The organism is Caballeronia zhejiangensis (assembly GCF_022879815.1).
In the GTDB taxonomy this organism is placed as follows: domain Bacteria; phylum Pseudomonadota; class Gammaproteobacteria; order Burkholderiales; family Burkholderiaceae; genus Caballeronia; species Caballeronia zhejiangensis.
Map to the genome: position 1 here is coordinate 78,529 of NZ_CP084288.1, position 15,194 is coordinate 93,722.

A 15,194-nucleotide genomic window follows, 5' to 3' on the forward strand; every position below is an offset into this window, starting at 1 on the left:
CTCACGCTCCGATCGACTGCAGCAACCGCGTGAGATCGCGCGGCTCGACGCGGATCAATCCGCCTTTCGGACTGTCGATGTCGGCGATCAGCGCGAGTGACAGCGCGACCGTCGCCGGAAGAATCGTGATGAGCAGCCCTTTGGTCAGCTTGCCCTTCGCGCCGTAGCCCTGCATCACGCAGCCGAGCAGCGCGATGATGATCATCAGATACCACGCGCCCAGCGGAATATGGTTGATGCGCGCTGCCTCCGAGTAGTCCTGCGAGTTCAGCACGTCGTTCATGCCGGCGACGACGAGCGCGCCGATGGGCGTCGGCTGATCCTTCGCCACTTGCGTCGCGAGCTGCCACAGCTCCGTTTCGACATTCGACGTATCGCGGACGATCGTCGCGAGCGCATCGGGCGCGCGCGTCGTGTAGTTCGCCAGTCTCAGCTTCGTATAGCGGAGCAGCGCGGACTTGATCTTCGCGCCGGTCGCGGCATCGACGAGATCGGCGCGCGCATATTCGGTGCCGATCGCGTTCGCCTCGCTTTCCTCCAGCGTCTTGCGCAAGTCGTAGCGATTCACCGCCATCGAAAGGCTGAAGCCGACGAGCAGCGCAAGCAAGGTCAGCGTGGAAGTCTGGATGATGTTGAAGTCTTCGCGATCCTCCGGCGGCAGCACGGCGAAGCGCCGCAATACGTGCGCGCCGCACGCCACCGCGCCGATGAACAGCGCGAGCAGCACGACGAACAAACCTTCCGGATGATCGACTAAAACCGTCATCGGCGCTCCTTCAGCGCGCGTCGGCCACGGAAGATTCGGCGCTCGCGAGCATCGTCGCCAGCGTCGTTCCGGCGAGCGCCGGCGCGTCGACGTGAAAGAGCGCATCGCCGAGCGCCGCGCGCGCGCCGATCCGTCCGGCGAGCCATGCGCGCAAGCCCGCCTCCGGCATCACGACGATGTTGCTGCGCCGCGATGCGTCGGTTGCGTCCTCGAAGTCCTGTGCATCCGCGAAGTTAAGGAAGTTGGCGTACTGCTGATTGATGTCGAGCGTCGCGCGCGTCGCCGGCTTCGACGCCGCGCCCGTCCCGCCCGATGGCGACGCGTCGGCCTGCGCCAGCGCATCGCCTACGACGCCCGACAGGCCCGTCGCCATGCCGGCGACCGCAACGTTCTTCAGAAAGACTCGACGCGCTTCTGCATCGGCTGGATGTTTCGGCTCGGACATCTCGTCTCCTGTCGGGAAATGCCGGAACGCGATGTATTCCGTCTCGGATCGCCTTTGCGATCCGCACTGAAACACACGCGTCAATAACGTCCATGTGTTGAACCGATACTGGAAAAGCGCTGGATCAACGGTGGATTAAATCTATCGTCCGAATGTTCGAATAGACGAGCGTTATGAAAGTCAATCCTCGCGCACGCGCGCCGTGATCGGAACGTGCGCGCTCGTGCGTGAAGATTCGCGCGACGCGCCGACGAGACAGCGCCCTTGCGGACCGTGAACGGCGTCGGGTTCGGGAAAGAGCCGCAGCATCGTCAGATACAGCGCGCCGCCCACGACGAACGAAACCGGCACGCTGAGATCGCAGCCGCCCGCGAGCGCGCCGAGCGGCCCGGCGAACTGTCCCGGCAGATTCACGAACGTCAGCCCGATGAACGCGGCCGGCAGCCATGCGCCCATCGCGCGCCAGTTCCAGCCGTGGCTATACCAATAGTGGCCGCCGCGCCCGCCGCGATTGAACACTTGCAGATCGTCGGCCAGATAGAAACCGCCGCGCTGCACGAAGCCGATCACCATGATCGCCATCCACGGGCAACTGAAGGTGCAGATGAGCGTCGAGAACGTCGCCACGCTTTCCACGAGGTTGAACGCGAAACGCCCCACGAAAATGAAGCCGATGGCGAGCAGGCCGATCAGCGCCGTCGCGCGCACGCGGTTGAGGAACTTCGGGAACATGCTCGACGTGTCGAGGCCCGTGCCGTAGAGCGCGGTCGTGCCCGTCGACAGTCCGCCGATGATCGCGATCAGACACATCGGCAACAGGAACCAGCGCGGCGATACCGCAAGCAAGCCGCCCACGTAGTCGTTCGAGCTGATGAAGCTCGGCGCTTGCGTCGCGATGATCGTCGCGGTGACGAGGCCGAAGAGGAACGGCAAGAACGTCGCGATCTGCGCGAGAAACACGGCGCCCATCACGCGGTGGCGCGGCGTTGATTGCGGAATGTAGCGCGCCCAGTCGCCGAGCGTCGACGCGAACGAAACCGGATTGCTCAACGCGACCAGCGCCGCGCCGACGAACGCCGCCCAGAAGCCTGCGCTGCCGTGCTGAAGCGCGCCCGCGTAGTGGACGTCGAAAGGCTTCGCGAACGCGAATGCGCCGAGTACGAACATGAGGCTCGCCGCCCACACGGCGATCTTGTTCACCCACAGCATGAAGCGAAATCCGTAGATGCAGACGATCAGCACGAGCACCGCGAACACCAGATACGCCGTGCCGAGCGTCCACGGATTGACCGGCAAGCCGATCATGTCGTGCGCGCCGCCGACGAGCGCATCGCCCGAACTCCATACGGCGAGCGAGAAGAACGCGACCGATGTGAGCACCGCGAGAAACGATCCGACGATGCGGCCATGAATGCCGAAGTGCGCCCCCGACGACACCGGATCGCTCGTGCCGTTGCGCGGCCCGAAGAGGCTCATCGGCGCGAGCATGCAGGTGCCCGCGAGCACGCCGATCACGATGGACCACACGCTCGCTTCGAACGAAAGGCCGACGAGCACCGGAAAGCTGCCGAGCACCGAAGTCGAAAACGTATTGCAGCCGCCGAACAGCAGGCGGAACAGATCGATGGGCCGCGCGTATCGCGAAGCGTCGGGAATGCGCTCGAAACCGTAGGTTTCGATCTTCGTGATGCTGGTGCTGTCGCTGGTGTTGTCTGCCATGTTGTCTCGCTCCATTGTTATCGGCGGTCATTCCGTTGCGTCGGAATGCGCGCCGTAATGCGTCATCAAGGCGTCGTCAAGGCGTTCACATCGGGCACGTTGCTACCGCGCGTTCAGGCTCATCGTGATGAATCTCGCGCGCGCCATAGACGCCGAAAAGGTCTTCACAGAAGGCTCGAACGATGGCTTTGTCGGCCATGTCGCGCTTCATCGCGAGATGCAGCGGCACGTCGAAGCCGAACGCGGTGCGTCCCAGCACGCGGACCAGTCCGCGCTGCTCGAAGGCGTCCGCGTGATGCGCGGGCAAATAGCCGATATGACTGCCCGACAGGATCAGCACGGTGGCCGCGTCGATGCTGTCCGCGATCGCCGTCACGCGCCGCTCGCCGATGCCCGCGAGTTCTTCCGGCACCGGATAGCTGCGCCAGATCCAGTCGTGCGCGCGCAGATCGTCGAGCGTCACGAGCGGGTCCGCATGAAAGAGCGGATGTCCGCGCCCGCAACAGATCACTTGCCGCTCGTTGAACAGCCTGCTGTACGACAGCCCCGCGACGCGATGCCAGAAATAGCCGATCGCCAGATCGAGTTCGCGATTGACGAGGCTTTCTTCGAGTTCCTGCGGCGGCGCGACGTGCATCGCGAAACGCACGGCCTGATCGCGCTTTCGAAATGCGCCGATAGCTTCCGCGAGCCGCGCGTTCTCGACATGCGATGCCTGTCCGATCAACCCGATCGACAGCGTGCCGACCAGCTTGCGATCGATGTCGCGCACCTGCGCGACGAATTGCGATGTCGCGCCGATCAGCGCCCGCGCCGACATCACGAAACGCTCGCCTTTGGACGTCAGCCGAAAGCCGCCGCGTCCGCGTTCGCACAGCCTGAAGCCGACGCGCGCCTCCAGCGCGGAAAGCTGCGAGCTGATGGTCGACTGGCGCACGCCGAGCGACGCTTGCGCGGCGGTGATGCCGCGCGCGTCGACGACCGCGAGAAAGACGCGCACGAGGCGAAGGTCGAGATCGGATGTATTGGAGAACATGTCGTCGCGCTCACATCGGGAAGCCCATCGCCTTGATGCCCTTGATCCACGCGCGCTTCCAGCCGCCCTCGGCATCGGCGCCGTCGAATGCGTGGAACGTGACTTTCGCGGCGAGCCATCGCACCGGCTCGGGCGGAATGTAGGTCGGGCTTCGATTGGCGATGTCGAGCGCGCGCTCGGGACTGTCGCGATCGAAAAGGATGTTCAGGCCCATGAACGCGCCGAAGCGGCTCGCGGCCACGCCGAAGCCGGTGTAGCCCGCGACGAACACGGCCTTGTCGCCGAGATAGCGCTTCGCGAATACCGATCCGCGCGAGCAGTAGTCGATCGGACCGCCCCACGCGTGCGAGAAACGCACGTCGCTCAGTTGCGGGAACGTCTTGTAGAACGCCTCCGCGAGACGGTAGTACGTGTCGCGCTGCCGATCGCGCGGCGGATTCGGATCGCCATCGAAGTGATAACTCACGAGGCCGCCGAAGATGATGTTGTTGTTCTTCGTGAGGCGGAAATAGTTGAGCTGCGTGCGCGTGTCGTAGATGCCCTGACGCTGCTTCCAGCCGATGCGCGCAAGTTGCTCGCCGGTGAGCGGCTCGGTCGCGAGTACGTGATCGCGCACTTGCAGGACGCGCCGGTTGATATCCGGAATGCCGACTTTCGCGGTGCCGCTGCCCAACAGCACGCGCGGCGCGCGCACGCTGCCCGCGGGCGTCGTCACGAAGACGGTCGCGCCTTCGTCGATCACGTCGATCAGCGGACTGTGCTCGTAAAGCCGCACGCCGAGTTCGAGCGCCGCGCGCTTGAGACCCCACGCGAGCTTCGCCGGATGCACGATGCCGCTGCGATTGCGCGACCACAGCGCACCCGCGAACAGCGGCGAATCGAGTTGTTCGCGCGTGGCCGCGGCGTCGAGCAGTGTGACGTCGTGGCCATACGATCTGTGCAGATCGTAATCGGCACGCAGATGGTCGATATGCTCGGGATCGACGGCGACCGTCATCTCGCCGTTCCATTCGATATCGGCGTCGATGCCGTAGCGTTCGAGCGTCTCTTCGAAGCCGTCGAGATTGCGCTGGCCGAAGGCTTCGAGCTCGGCGATATCGTTCGGAAAGACCCGCACGGCGTTGGGCAGGCCGTGCATCACCGATGTCGAGATGATGCCGCCCGCGCGCCCCGATGCGCCGTGCGCGACCCGTCCTGCTTCGATCAGCACGACGTCGAGTTCGGGCATCTGCTCTTTCGCCTGCACGGCGGCCCACAAGCCGGTGAAGCCGCCGCCGACGATCAGCAGATCGGCGCGTGTTTCGCCCGCGAGCGACGGTTCGGCCGGCGGCTCGGCGGGATTGTCGAGCCAGTAGGGACAGAGCTTCGTGCGGGCGAGTGCTTCTTCGACGGTCAGTCGGGCCCGCTTGCGGCGCACATCGCGCGATGCGCCGGGTGCGGCGAAGTCGGCTTCGAACAGTTGCGCGCTTTCGTTCATGACGTGTCTCCTCCTCGGGCGCGGTGCGCGACGTTATTGCTGCGGTTCGAGCACGACGTAGAACTTCTTCGCGTCCTCGATCGTTTCCCAGCGGCCCGCGAAACCGGCCGGCAGCAGATAGCCCTCGCCCGCCGCGAACTCGCGGCGCGCGCCGTTCATATCGGTCAGCGCGATGCGGCCTTCGACGAGCCAGACGGCTTCGTCGGCGGTGGTCGCGGGGAAATCGACGGCGCCGACCTTGCCTTCCCACCAGCCGATCACGTAGTTGCCGGTCTTGCCTTCGGCCGCGCGCCAGTCGCTTTCGTCCATGCCGTAATCGAGTTGCGTGAATTGCCCGATGCCAGCGCCCAGCGGCGCGATGTCCTGAATCAGCTTGCTCATGTGTTTCCTTCGGTGCGTCGTTTTCAATGAATCGGTGCGCCAAAGTTACCGGGTCGACATGCCCCGGTATGCCCCCCCGCAGGGGGGACAAGCCGCGTTTCAGCGATCTGCGGGTAAATACCTAGTTACCTCGAAATCCCCGTCTGGCGGGCGATGCGGCGCTTGATCTACAATCGGACAGCCTTTTCTTTGGGGCGCGCCATGCTGCTCAACGTACCCCCGCTCAATCAGGATCAAGCCGCGTTTCCGCTGTCTTTCAAGACGCTCGGCAAAGTCATCGAAGCTGTCGGCACGCCGGATTTCGTGCCGCGTCTCACGCTGCTTCTCAATGAAGTCGTGCCGCTCAATGTCGTGCACATCGAACGTTCGCGCGTCGATCGCAGCAAGCCCACGGGGTTTCGCTGCGAGTGGATCGGCAGCAGCGGCGTCGGCATGGACACGAGCGTCATCTCCGATGTCATGACGCTGTACTACGACCGCTTCTACGACAGCGATCCGCTCTTCGCGGGCATTCGCGGCAAGGTCGGGACGATGCTCGTCGTGCGCGATATCGGCGCGATTCCGCCGGGCGAATTCCGTCAGCGGCTCTTCGACGAAGCGTCGATCGCGCACGAATGCGTGCTCGCGCGCGGCACGCCGCACGCGCAGGATTCCATCGCGCTCGAACGCGCGCTCGATGCGCCGCCGTTCACGCTCGCCGAGATGAACCGCTTTCGCAACGTGAGCGAGTTCCTGTTTCCGCTGCTGGAGCTGCATGCTTCGACGAGCGCCGCGAAACGCGTCGCGCATCCGACGTCGTTCCTGCATCCGCTCGCTCAGTTCGATGCGCGCATCGCCGAGGATCGCGTGCGTCTGTCGAAGCGCGAATACGAGATCTGCACGCATCTGATTACGGGCCGCACGGTGCCCGAAGCGGCGGAAATCATCGGTGTGCGAATCGGTACGGCCGAGTCGTATGTGAAGCGCGCGTTCGCGAAGCTCGGCGTGCGGACCAAGCGCGATCTGATCGCGTGGGGGCAGGAGCATCCTCGTCTGCACGCCACCTGAAGCCGCGTTCACATCGAACCGGCTCGATGTGAACATCTCCATTTCGTGATTCGCGCGGCGCTCGCCTCGCCTAACATCGCCCCGTCCTTACAACGATGACGGGAGACGTATCGATGCAGCGCGAACTCAATCAGCCGCTCGGCGGCAACGACATGCCGCGCTTCGCCGGCATCGCGACCATGATGCGGCTGCCGCAGGCGGCGAGCACCGTTGGTCTCGACGCGTGTTTCGTTGGCGTGCCGCTCGATATCGGCACGTCGAACCGTTCGGGCGCGCGCTTCGGGCCGCGCCAGATCCGCGCGGAATCGGTGCTGCTACGTCCGTACAACATGGCGACGGGCGCCGCGCCCTTCGATTCGCTGCAAGTGGCCGATATCGGCGACGTCGCGACGAATCCCTACGACCTGAAGGATTCGATGCGGCTGATCGAATCGGCATACGACGAGATTGTCGCGAGCGGCTGTCGCCCGATCACGCTCGGCGGCGATCACACGATCGCGTGGCCGATCCTGCGCGCGCTGCACAAGAAGTACGGCAAGGTCGCGGTCGTGCACGTCGATGCGCACGCGGACGTCAACGACACGATGTTCGGCGAGAAGATCGCGCACGGCACGCCGTTTCGACGCGCGGTCGAGGACGGCCTGCTTCGCTGCGATCAGGTCACGCAAATCGGTCTGCGCGGCACGGGCTATCACGCCGACGACTTCGACTGGTGCCGCAAGCAGGGCTTCACCGTCGTGCAGGCCGAAGCGTGCTGGAACCGGTCGCTCGCGCCGTTGATGGAAGAAGTCCGCGCGCGCGTGGGCGACGCACCGGTGTATCTGAGCTTCGATATCGACGGGCTCGATCCCTCGTTTGCACCCGGCACCGGCACGCCGGAAATCGGCGGCCTTTCCGTGCAGCAAGGCCTTGAAATCGTGCGCGGCATGAAGGGCCTGAATGTCGTGGGCGCGGATCTCGTCGAGGTCTCGCCGCCTTACGATCAGGCCGGAACGACGGCGCTCGTCGGCGCGAATCTCGCATTCGAGATGCTCTGCGTGATGCCGGGCGTCGCGTACCGTTGAACCATCGAGGACGATCATGAATATCCGCGACAATCACTCGATTCTTGTGCCCGCCGCGACGATCGCGGGCACGCGCTATGGCGCATCGGTTCTGGAAGCGGGCAACGCGATCCACAACGCGTCGACGGGCGCGGTCATCGGCTGGCAGGAACATGCCGACGCCGCGCAAGTCGATGCCGCCGTGCGTGCCGCGCACGCCGCGCTCGATGCATGGCGCAACCGCACGCCCGCATCGCGCGGCGAGGTGCTGCGCAAGATCGCGCAGTCGCTCGCTGCGAACCGCACGCGTCTTTCGTCGATGCAGCAAGCAGTCAGCGGCAAGCCTCCGCTCGAAGCCGACACCGACGTCAGCGACGCCATCGCCACGTTCGACTACTACGCGGACCTGTGCGCGGACGCATCGCTTTTTGCGACCGAGACGCTGACATTGCCCGACGACGCCGTGACGGGCGAGCGCCATTACGAAGCGGTCGGCGTGGCCGCGCTGATCGTGCCGTGGAATTTCCCGATGGTCACGACCGCGTGGAAGATCGCGCCCGCGCTCGCGGCGGGGTGCACGGCCGTGCTGAAGCCGTCGGAATTGACGTCGCCGGTCGAGCATCTGCTCGCGGAAATCATGACGGCGGCGGGCGTGCCAGATGGCGTCGTGAATATCGTGAACGGCAGCGGCGAAGTCGGCGCGCTGCTCGCGGCGCATCCGCTCATCGACAAGATTTCGTTCACGGGCAGCACGGGCGTCGGCCGCAAGGTGATGCAGACGGCGGCGCAGGACATGAAGCGCGTGACGCTCGAACTCGGCGGGAAATCGGCGCTGATCGTGCGCGCCGATGCGGACATCGAGCACGCGGTCGCGCTCGCAATGGGCGGCGCGTTCACGAACGCCGGGCAAATGTGCTCGGCGACGTCGCGCATCCTCGTTCACGACGAGGTCTATCGCAAGTTCGTGGCCGCGCTCGAAGCGGCCGTGCGCGCGCTCGTGGTTGCCCCGCCGCACGTCGAAAATGCCGCGATGGGCCCGCTCGTATCGCATGCGCAGCGTGCGCGCGTGCAGGCGCTCGTCGAGCAGGGCGTGGCGGACGGCGCGCGCATCGCGTTCCGCGGCGCGCTCGACGGCGCTTGCGCGGACGGCTTTTTCATGGCGCCGGTCGTCGTCGCCGAACCGGATGCCGCCAACGTGCTTTGGACGGAAGAAGTGTTCGGGCCGGTCGCGTGCGTGAAGTCGTTCCGCACCGACGATGAAGCCATCGCGCTCGCCAACGGCACGCGTTATGGGCTCGTCGCAACCGTCGTGACGCGCGATGAAGAAGCCGCACGGCGCTTTCGCCATGCGCTGCGCGCGGGCCTCGTGTGGATCAACACACCGCAGTTGATCTTCCCGCAGGCGTGCTGGGGCGGACTCGGACTGAGCGGAATCGGCCGCGAGCTCGGCGTGGCGGGATTGCGCGGCTATCAGGAATTGCGCCACGCGATCGTGGCGCGCGGATAGTCGGCCCGTCGACGCGCGTGAGCAAGCTCACGCGCGCGTCGCTTGGGCCAACTCGCGCGCGAGACCGGACTAGCTGCGCGGCGGACGCGGCGGACGGTCGCCCGGACCACGGCTCTCGCGATGATTCGGCCGGCCGGGCGCGCCGTGATCTTCGCAAATGGTGGAAATCGCGTGCTTGAAAAGAACCTGGTTTCCGCTCGTCGAATTGAGATAGACCATATAGGTGTCGAACGACTGGATATGGCCCGTCAGCTTGATCCCATTAACGAGATAAATGGAAACCCGCTTGCGTTCTTTGCGCAGCGCGTTGAGAAAATCGCCTTGAATGCTGGCTGGACTGTTGGACATTTATGACCCGTGTTTAACCGAGCGCAGGCACCCCGACCGACCCTCGTCATTCGTGGAGCCTGCTTTTTGTGCTCGGCATGTTTTCTTTGGACAAGTCATTATCCCGTTTCCGCGCCGTTGTTGCGATGAAAAGATAATCGCCCTATATGGCGCATGGCCGTTTCCGTCGAATCGTCGGACAAAATACGACGAATCATGGCCGATAGAGACTGGAAGGCCCGTCCATCATTTGAGCACCGCCGCCTCCACGGCGGCGAGATACGCGGCGAGCGCCCGCTTGACCTCGCGCAGATAACGGCGCGCCAGTTGCACGTCGCCCATTGCGGGACGCAGCTTCACGGCCAGCGCGCCGCTCGCGAGCGCGTGCAGCATGTCCACGTACAGTTCGCGCTCGGACGCTTTCACGCCGGGCATGCGTGCGTCGATCACCTTGCGCATCATGCTGGACTTGCGCTTTTTCTTCGCTTCATCGTGCGGCATGACCGACATCAGAATCAGGAGATCGGTCTTGCGGTCGAAATATTCGATATGCGGCGACATGATCCGATCGATCACCGCTTCCGCCGACAACGCCCGCCAGGTCTCGCTGTCGACCCGCGCAAGTTCGTCTTCGAGTTCCTGCAGCGCCGCCGCGTGGCGGTCCCACAACGCGGCGAGCAACGCGTCGCGATCCGGAAAGAAGTGATACATCGAGCCGATCGGCGTTTGCGCACGCCGCGCGACGCCGTGCATCGTCACGCCTTCCAACCCCTTTTCGACGATCAGCTCGGCGGTCGCATCCAGCACCGCCTCGATGCGCGCGCGCCCGCGCGCCTGCAAGGGCGAACGAGCCGTGCTGGCGCGCTCCGGATCCTGCAATTCGCTTTCATTGTCGGCGCGAGCCTTCTTCATTGTCTCTCCTCGAGCAAGGTCAAACTAGACGCTCGCGTCTAGATTCGTGCATACTAGACGGCATCGTCTAGTTTGGCGAGCGCGTCGCGGTGACATCGTAGTCATTTCTGGCCGCAACGCCCTCGCCGTCCCGCATTCATCGAAGGCTACCGCACCCGCGCGGTGGCGCGAAAGCTCCCGGAGAACACATGTCAGTCACAGCGCCCACGCACGGCGGCCAACCCGCCGACGCCGTCGAACGCAAACCGTCACGCAAACGCCTGCTGATTGCAATCGGCATCGTCGCGGTCGTCGCCGGCATTGCATGGGGCGTGCGCTGGTGGACGGTCGGCCGTTTCGTCGAAACCACCGACGACGCCTATCTCAAGGCCGACAGCGTCACCATCGCGCCGAAAGTAAGCGGCTATATCACCGAAGTGCTCGTCGCCGACAATCAGGCGGTCGAGGCCGGCGCGCCGCTCGCGCGGCTCGATACGCGGCAGTATCAGGCCTCGCTCGATCAGGCGAAGGCCGCGCTCGATGCGCGCGCCGCCGACATCGACCGCGCCGAAGCCGAGCTGAAGCAGCAGCACGCCAACGCCGATCAGGCGAAGGCGCAGGCCGAAGTGTCGCGCGTAAGCCTCGCGCATGCGGAAGACGACGTGAACCGTTATCGTCCGCTCGTCGCGACGGGCGCCGAAACCGCCGAGCGTCTCGCGAGCCTCGTCTCCACGCGCGATCAGGCGCGCGCCACGCTTGCCGCGAATCTCGCCGCCGCGCGTTCGGCATCGACGCAGATCGGCGCGACCGAAGCGCAGATCGCGCAGGCGCGCGCGCAAGTCGAAGCGGCGCAGGCGCAACTGAATCAGTCGAAGCTCGATCTGAGCGACACGACGCTCGTGAGCCCGGTCGCGGGGCGCGTCGGCGATCGCACCGTGCGCGTCGGCCAGTATGTGCAGCCGGGCACGCGCTTGATGACGGTCGTGCCGGTCGAGGCGCTCTATCTGGAAGCGAACTTCAAGGAAACGCAGGTCGGGCGCATGCGCGTCGGCCAGCCGGCGACGCTGCACGTCGATGCACTCAAGGGCACCGAGTTGCACGGCGTCGTCGAAAGCTTCGCGCCCGGCACCGGCGCGCAGTTCGCGCTGCTGCCGCCGGAGAACGCGACCGGGAACTTCACGAAGATCGTGCAGCGCGTGCCGGTGCGCATTCGCGTCGATACGGGTCCGCAAACGCGCAAGGTGCTGCTGCCGGGCCTCTCGGTAACGGTCGATGTCGACACCAAAACCGCCACCGACGACAGCCATCGCATCGCGGCGGAAAATCGCCATGACTGAGGCCGCCGCGCATCCGCATCGCGCGAGCGCGACCGACTGGATCGCGGTCACGGCCGGCGCGCTCGGCGCGCTGATGGCCACGCTCGACATTTCCATCACCAACTCCGCGCTGCCGCAGATTCAAGGCGAAATCGGCGCGACCGGCACCGAAGGGACCTGGATCTCCACCGGCTATCTGATGTCGGAAATCGTGATGATCCCGCTCGCCGCGTGGCTCACGCGCGTGTTCGGGCTGCGCAATTTTCTGCTCGGCAACGCGGTGCTCTTCACGCTGTTCTCGGTGATGTGCGGCTTCTCGACGTCGCTGTCGATGATGGTCGTGGGCCGCATCGGCCAGGGCTTCACCGGCGGCGCGATGATTCCGACCGCGCAGACCATCATCCGCACGCGGCTGCCGCGCGAGCAGATGCCCGTCGGCATGACGATCTTCGGCCTGATCGTGTTGCTCGGGCCGCTGCTCGGACCCGTGCTGGGCGGCTGGCTCGCGGAGAACATCTCGTGGTCGTGGTGCTTCTTCGTCAACGTGCCGGTCGGCTTCGCGCTCGTCGCATTGCTCATCACCGGCTTGCCGGCGGAGAAGTCGCATTGGGAATCGTTCTTCAAGGCCGACTGGATCGGCATAGCGGGACTCGCCATCGGCCTGAGCTCGCTTACCGTCGTGCTCGAAGAAGGCCAGCGCAATCAGTGGTTCGAATCGCATGAAATCGTGATGCTCACGTGCGTCACGGCGTTCGGCTTCCTGCTCATCGCGATCTCGCAATTCGTCGCGACGAAGCCAATCGTGCGGCTGTCGCTGCTGCGCAATCCGCGCTATGCGAGCGTGATTCTGATCGTGTTCGCCGTCGGCGCGGGGCTGTATTGCGTGTCGTTCCTGCTGCCGCAGTTTCTGAGCGTCGTCGCGGGCTATAACGCGCTGCAATCCGGCGCGATCATGCTCGTGTCGGGCGTGCCCGCGTTTCTCATCATGCCGGTGCTGCCGCGTCTGCTCGGCAAGGTGGATTTTCGCGTGCTCGTCATCTCGGGCCTGCTGTGCTTCGCCGCGAGCTGCCTGCTCGATATCTCGCTCACCGCGCAAAGCGTCGGCCACGATTTCTTCTGGTCGCAGATCTTGCGCGGCTTCGGCCAGATGCTCGCGATGATGCCGCTCAATCAGGCGTCGATGGCCGCCGTTTCGCGCGAAGAATCCGGCGATGCGGCCGGCCTCTACAACATGGCGCGCAATCTCGGCGGTTCGGTCGGGCTTGCGATCATCGGCACCGTGATCGACCGTCGCAACGACTTTCACACCGCATCGATCCGCGAATCGCTGACGGCGAATTCCGTCATCGGTCAGGAACGCATGGCCGCGAGCGCCGCCAGCTTTTTCGCGCAGGGCGGCGACATGGCGCACGCGAAGATGCAGGCGCTCGGCCAGTTGTCGATGCAAATCGGTCAGCAGGCGATCGTCATGACTTACTCCGAAACCTTCTACGTGCTGGCGATCGCGCTGCTCGCGTGTCTGCCGCTCGCACTCTTGCTCAAGACGCCGCGCGGCCAATCCGGCGACATGTCTTCTGCCGGCCACTGATTCATGAACTCATCGACGATGTTCCCTCGCACGCTTCGCCTGACCGCCCTGCTTCCGCTCGCTGCTTTCGCGCTCGCCGCGTGCACGGTCGGCCCCGACTATCGCGGCGCGCCGGAAATCGCGCCCGACGCCGCGAAACGCGCCGCCTTCGTGCGCGCGCCGGCGCAGGGCGTCGTCGCGACGCACGCGCCCGCGACGTGGTGGCAAGCGCTCAACGATCCGCAACTGAACGCGCTCATCGATGCCGCGTTCGCCCACAATCCCGATCTGAAGATGGCGCAGGCGCGCTTGCGTCAGTCGCGTTCGCAACTGCGCGGACAGCGCGCCAACGAGTTGCCGAAAGTGTCGGGATCGGCGGCGGCGTTGCGCATGCGCTCGCCGGATACGTCGATCTTCGGTTCGTCGGGCGATGACGGTTCGTCGGGTTCGACGGGACGCGGTCCGGTCGATTTCTACACCGTCGGCTTCGATGCCTCGTGGGAGCTCGATCTCTTCGGCGGCACGCGCCGCGCGATCGAAGCGGCATCCGGCGAAGCCGAAGCCGTGCACGCCGATCTTTCGGACGCGCAGGTGTCGCTCGCGGCGGAAGTGGCGTCGGTGTACATCGACTTGCGCGATCAGCAGGAACGTCTCGCGCTCGCGGAACGCACGGCCGAGTATCAGCAGCAGATGCTGACGCTCACCGAGCAGCGGCGCGCGCGCGGCACGGCGGCGGAAGTCGATGTCGAGCGGCTCACGACGCAAGTCGACACGACGCGTGCGACGCTCGTGCCCTTGCAGACGCAGATCACCGATTCGCTGGATCAACTCGCCGTGCTGACGGGCCGCGCGCCCGGCGCGCTCGATGCCGAACTCGGCGCGCGTGCGCCGTTGCCCGCGTTGCCGTCGTCGGTGCCGATCGGCGATCCGGCGGCCATGCTCCAGCAGCGTCCGGATATCCGCGCGGCCGAGCGTCGTCTCGCATCGAGCAATGCGCAGATCGGCGAGCATATTGCCGATTATTTTCCGAAGGTGACGCTGCTCGGCGATATCGGTTTCTCCGCATCGGAGCCGAGTCATCTGCTGCGCAAGCAGAATTTCTCGTGGGTCGGCGTGCCGTATCTGCAATGGAATCTGTTCGACTTCGGGCGCACGGCGGCGAATGTCGATGCCGCCAAAGCCGCGCGCGACGAAGCCGAAGCGCGCTACGAAAAGACCGTGCTCGGCGCGCTGAAGGACGCGAATTCGTCGCTGTCGCGTTACGGCAACCAGCGCGAGCATGTCGTGCGGCTGCAGCAGGTGCAGGCGTCGGCGGAGCGGTCGGCCACGCTCGTGCGGCAACGTTATACGGCGGGCGTATCGACGCTCATCGATCTGCTCGACGCACAGCGCACGCAATTCGCCGCGCAGCAGGACGTGGTCGCCGCGCAGGCCGAACTGCTGAAGGACTTCGTCGCGTTGCAGAAGAGTCTCGGACTCGGCTGGGCGACCTAAGCGTCTTCGGTCGATTGACGCTGCGACGCCATCTCCCGCTCGAACATCGGCGCATAGAACGCGACGGCCTTGCGCAAGATGTCGTTCACTTCCCTTAGCGCGACATTCTCTTCTTCGAGTTGCGCGATGCGTCGAAGCGGATCGTCGTCTGCGGCTGGCGTCGTCATGTGCGTTCGCG

Annotated in this window: 15 protein-coding genes; 6 read left to right on the top strand and 9 right to left on the bottom strand. The window is 65.2% G+C overall.

The features are described from left to right. Position 1: 1 nt before the first annotated feature. The 6 genes from LDZ23_RS33180 to LDZ23_RS33205 form a co-directional block, all read right to left on the bottom strand. Positions 2-766, bottom strand: coding sequence for a bestrophin-like domain (locus LDZ23_RS33180; RefSeq protein WP_008345338.1), 765 nt, complete (start codon positions 764-766; stop codon positions 2-4). 10 nt (positions 767-776) lie between these two features. Then, positions 777-1,211, bottom strand: a complete 435-nt coding sequence (locus LDZ23_RS33185; protein ID WP_008345337.1) for a hypothetical protein — start codon at positions 1,209-1,211, stop codon at positions 777-779. A 180-nt stretch (positions 1,212-1,391) separates the two neighbouring features. After that, on the bottom strand, positions 1,392-2,930 hold the full coding sequence (locus LDZ23_RS33190) for a purine-cytosine permease family protein (protein ID WP_008345336.1): 1,539 nt from the start codon (positions 2,928-2,930) through the stop codon (positions 1,392-1,394). Between the two features lie 85 nt (positions 2,931-3,015). Further along, entirely contained in the window at positions 3,016-3,966 is a 951-nt protein-coding gene (locus LDZ23_RS33195) for a LysR family transcriptional regulator (RefSeq protein ID WP_008345335.1), read from the bottom strand. Positions 3,967-3,976: 10 nt separating this feature from the next. Continuing rightward, positions 3,977-5,443 (bottom strand): NAD(P)/FAD-dependent oxidoreductase, encoded by a 1,467-nt coding sequence (locus LDZ23_RS33200; protein ID WP_008345334.1) that lies wholly within the window; start codon positions 5,441-5,443, stop codon positions 3,977-3,979. A 33-nt stretch (positions 5,444-5,476) separates the two neighbouring features. Beyond that, on the bottom strand, positions 5,477-5,824 hold the full coding sequence (locus tag LDZ23_RS33205) for a cupin domain-containing protein (protein ID WP_008345333.1): 348 nt from the start codon (positions 5,822-5,824) through the stop codon (positions 5,477-5,479). 201 nt (positions 5,825-6,025) lie between these two features. Between LDZ23_RS33205 and LDZ23_RS33210 the strand changes: the two genes are divergently transcribed. From LDZ23_RS33210 to LDZ23_RS33220, 3 genes are all read left to right on the top strand, one after another. Further along, positions 6,026-6,871, top strand: a complete 846-nt coding sequence (locus tag LDZ23_RS33210) for a helix-turn-helix transcriptional regulator (protein ID WP_008345332.1) — start codon at positions 6,026-6,028, stop codon at positions 6,869-6,871. A 113-nt stretch (positions 6,872-6,984) separates the two neighbouring features. Then, complete coding sequence (gene speB, locus LDZ23_RS33215; protein ID WP_008345331.1) at positions 6,985-7,935, top strand: agmatinase; 951 nt, start codon at positions 6,985-6,987, stop codon at positions 7,933-7,935. A gap of 16 nt (positions 7,936-7,951) precedes the next feature. Continuing rightward, positions 7,952-9,421, top strand: a complete 1,470-nt coding sequence (locus tag LDZ23_RS33220) for an aldehyde dehydrogenase family protein (RefSeq protein ID WP_008345330.1) — start codon at positions 7,952-7,954, stop codon at positions 9,419-9,421. 69 nt (positions 9,422-9,490) lie between these two features. Here LDZ23_RS33220 and hfq read toward each other — a convergent pair whose 3' ends face one another. Then, complete coding sequence (gene hfq / locus LDZ23_RS33225) at positions 9,491-9,769, bottom strand: RNA chaperone Hfq (RefSeq protein ID WP_008345329.1); 279 nt, start codon at positions 9,767-9,769, stop codon at positions 9,491-9,493. Between the two features lie 225 nt (positions 9,770-9,994). Beyond that, positions 9,995-10,660: a TetR/AcrR family transcriptional regulator gene (locus LDZ23_RS33230; protein ID WP_008345328.1), complete on the bottom strand. Its 666-nt coding sequence runs from the start codon at positions 10,658-10,660 to the stop codon at positions 9,995-9,997. 188 nt (positions 10,661-10,848) lie between these two features. On the opposite strand from LDZ23_RS33230, the gene LDZ23_RS33235 reads away from it, so the two are divergent. From LDZ23_RS33235 to LDZ23_RS33245, 3 genes are read left to right on the top strand one after another with little or no spacing between them, the layout of a single operon-like run. Then, positions 10,849-11,976, top strand: coding sequence for an HlyD family secretion protein (locus LDZ23_RS33235; protein WP_008345327.1), 1,128 nt, complete (start codon positions 10,849-10,851; stop codon positions 11,974-11,976). Next, positions 11,969-13,543, top strand: coding sequence for an MDR family MFS transporter (locus tag LDZ23_RS33240; RefSeq protein ID WP_034474155.1), 1,575 nt, complete (start codon positions 11,969-11,971; stop codon positions 13,541-13,543). The genes LDZ23_RS33235 and LDZ23_RS33240 overlap by 8 nt, the downstream gene beginning before the upstream one ends. A 3-nt stretch (positions 13,544-13,546) precedes the next feature. After that, complete coding sequence (locus tag LDZ23_RS33245) at positions 13,547-15,016, top strand: efflux transporter outer membrane subunit (protein ID WP_144403559.1); 1,470 nt, start codon at positions 13,547-13,549, stop codon at positions 15,014-15,016. Here the strand turns inward: LDZ23_RS33245 and LDZ23_RS33250 are convergent. Further along, entirely contained in the window at positions 15,013-15,183 is a 171-nt protein-coding gene (locus tag LDZ23_RS33250) for a hypothetical protein (protein WP_008345324.1), read from the bottom strand. The two genes, LDZ23_RS33245 and LDZ23_RS33250, sit on opposite strands and share 4 nt — an antisense overlap. Positions 15,184-15,194: the final 11 nt, after the last annotated feature.

Excerpts from the sequence above, each read along its gene's own strand:
- LDZ23_RS33180 (WP_008345338.1), bottom strand. The coding sequence starts at position 766 with ATGACGGTTTTAGTCGATCATCCGGAAGGTTTGTTCGTCGTGCTGCTC.
- LDZ23_RS33185 (WP_008345337.1), bottom strand. The coding sequence starts at position 1,211 with ATGTCCGAGCCGAAACATCCAGCCGATGCAGAAGCGCGTCGAGTCTTT.
- LDZ23_RS33190 (WP_008345336.1), bottom strand. The coding sequence starts at position 2,930 with ATGGCAGACAACACCAGCGACAGCACCAGCATCACGAAGATCGAAACC.
- LDZ23_RS33195 (WP_008345335.1), bottom strand. The coding sequence starts at position 3,966 with ATGTTCTCCAATACATCCGATCTCGACCTTCGCCTCGTGCGCGTCTTT.
- LDZ23_RS33200 (WP_008345334.1), bottom strand. The coding sequence starts at position 5,443 with ATGAACGAAAGCGCGCAACTGTTCGAAGCCGACTTCGCCGCACCCGGC.
- LDZ23_RS33205 (WP_008345333.1), bottom strand. The coding sequence starts at position 5,824 with ATGAGCAAGCTGATTCAGGACATCGCGCCGCTGGGCGCTGGCATCGGG.
- LDZ23_RS33210 (WP_008345332.1), top strand. The coding sequence starts at position 6,026 with ATGCTGCTCAACGTACCCCCGCTCAATCAGGATCAAGCCGCGTTTCCG.
- speB (WP_008345331.1), top strand. The coding sequence starts at position 6,985 with ATGCAGCGCGAACTCAATCAGCCGCTCGGCGGCAACGACATGCCGCGC.
- LDZ23_RS33220 (WP_008345330.1), top strand. The coding sequence starts at position 7,952 with ATGAATATCCGCGACAATCACTCGATTCTTGTGCCCGCCGCGACGATC.
- hfq (WP_008345329.1), bottom strand. The coding sequence starts at position 9,769 with ATGTCCAACAGTCCAGCCAGCATTCAAGGCGATTTTCTCAACGCGCTG.
- LDZ23_RS33230 (WP_008345328.1), bottom strand. The coding sequence starts at position 10,660 with ATGAAGAAGGCTCGCGCCGACAATGAAAGCGAATTGCAGGATCCGGAG.
- LDZ23_RS33235 (WP_008345327.1), top strand. The coding sequence starts at position 10,849 with ATGTCAGTCACAGCGCCCACGCACGGCGGCCAACCCGCCGACGCCGTC.
- LDZ23_RS33240 (WP_034474155.1), top strand. The coding sequence starts at position 11,969 with ATGACTGAGGCCGCCGCGCATCCGCATCGCGCGAGCGCGACCGACTGG.
- LDZ23_RS33245 (WP_144403559.1), top strand. The coding sequence starts at position 13,547 with ATGAACTCATCGACGATGTTCCCTCGCACGCTTCGCCTGACCGCCCTG.
- LDZ23_RS33250 (WP_008345324.1), bottom strand. The coding sequence starts at position 15,183 with ATGACGACGCCAGCCGCAGACGACGATCCGCTTCGACGCATCGCGCAA.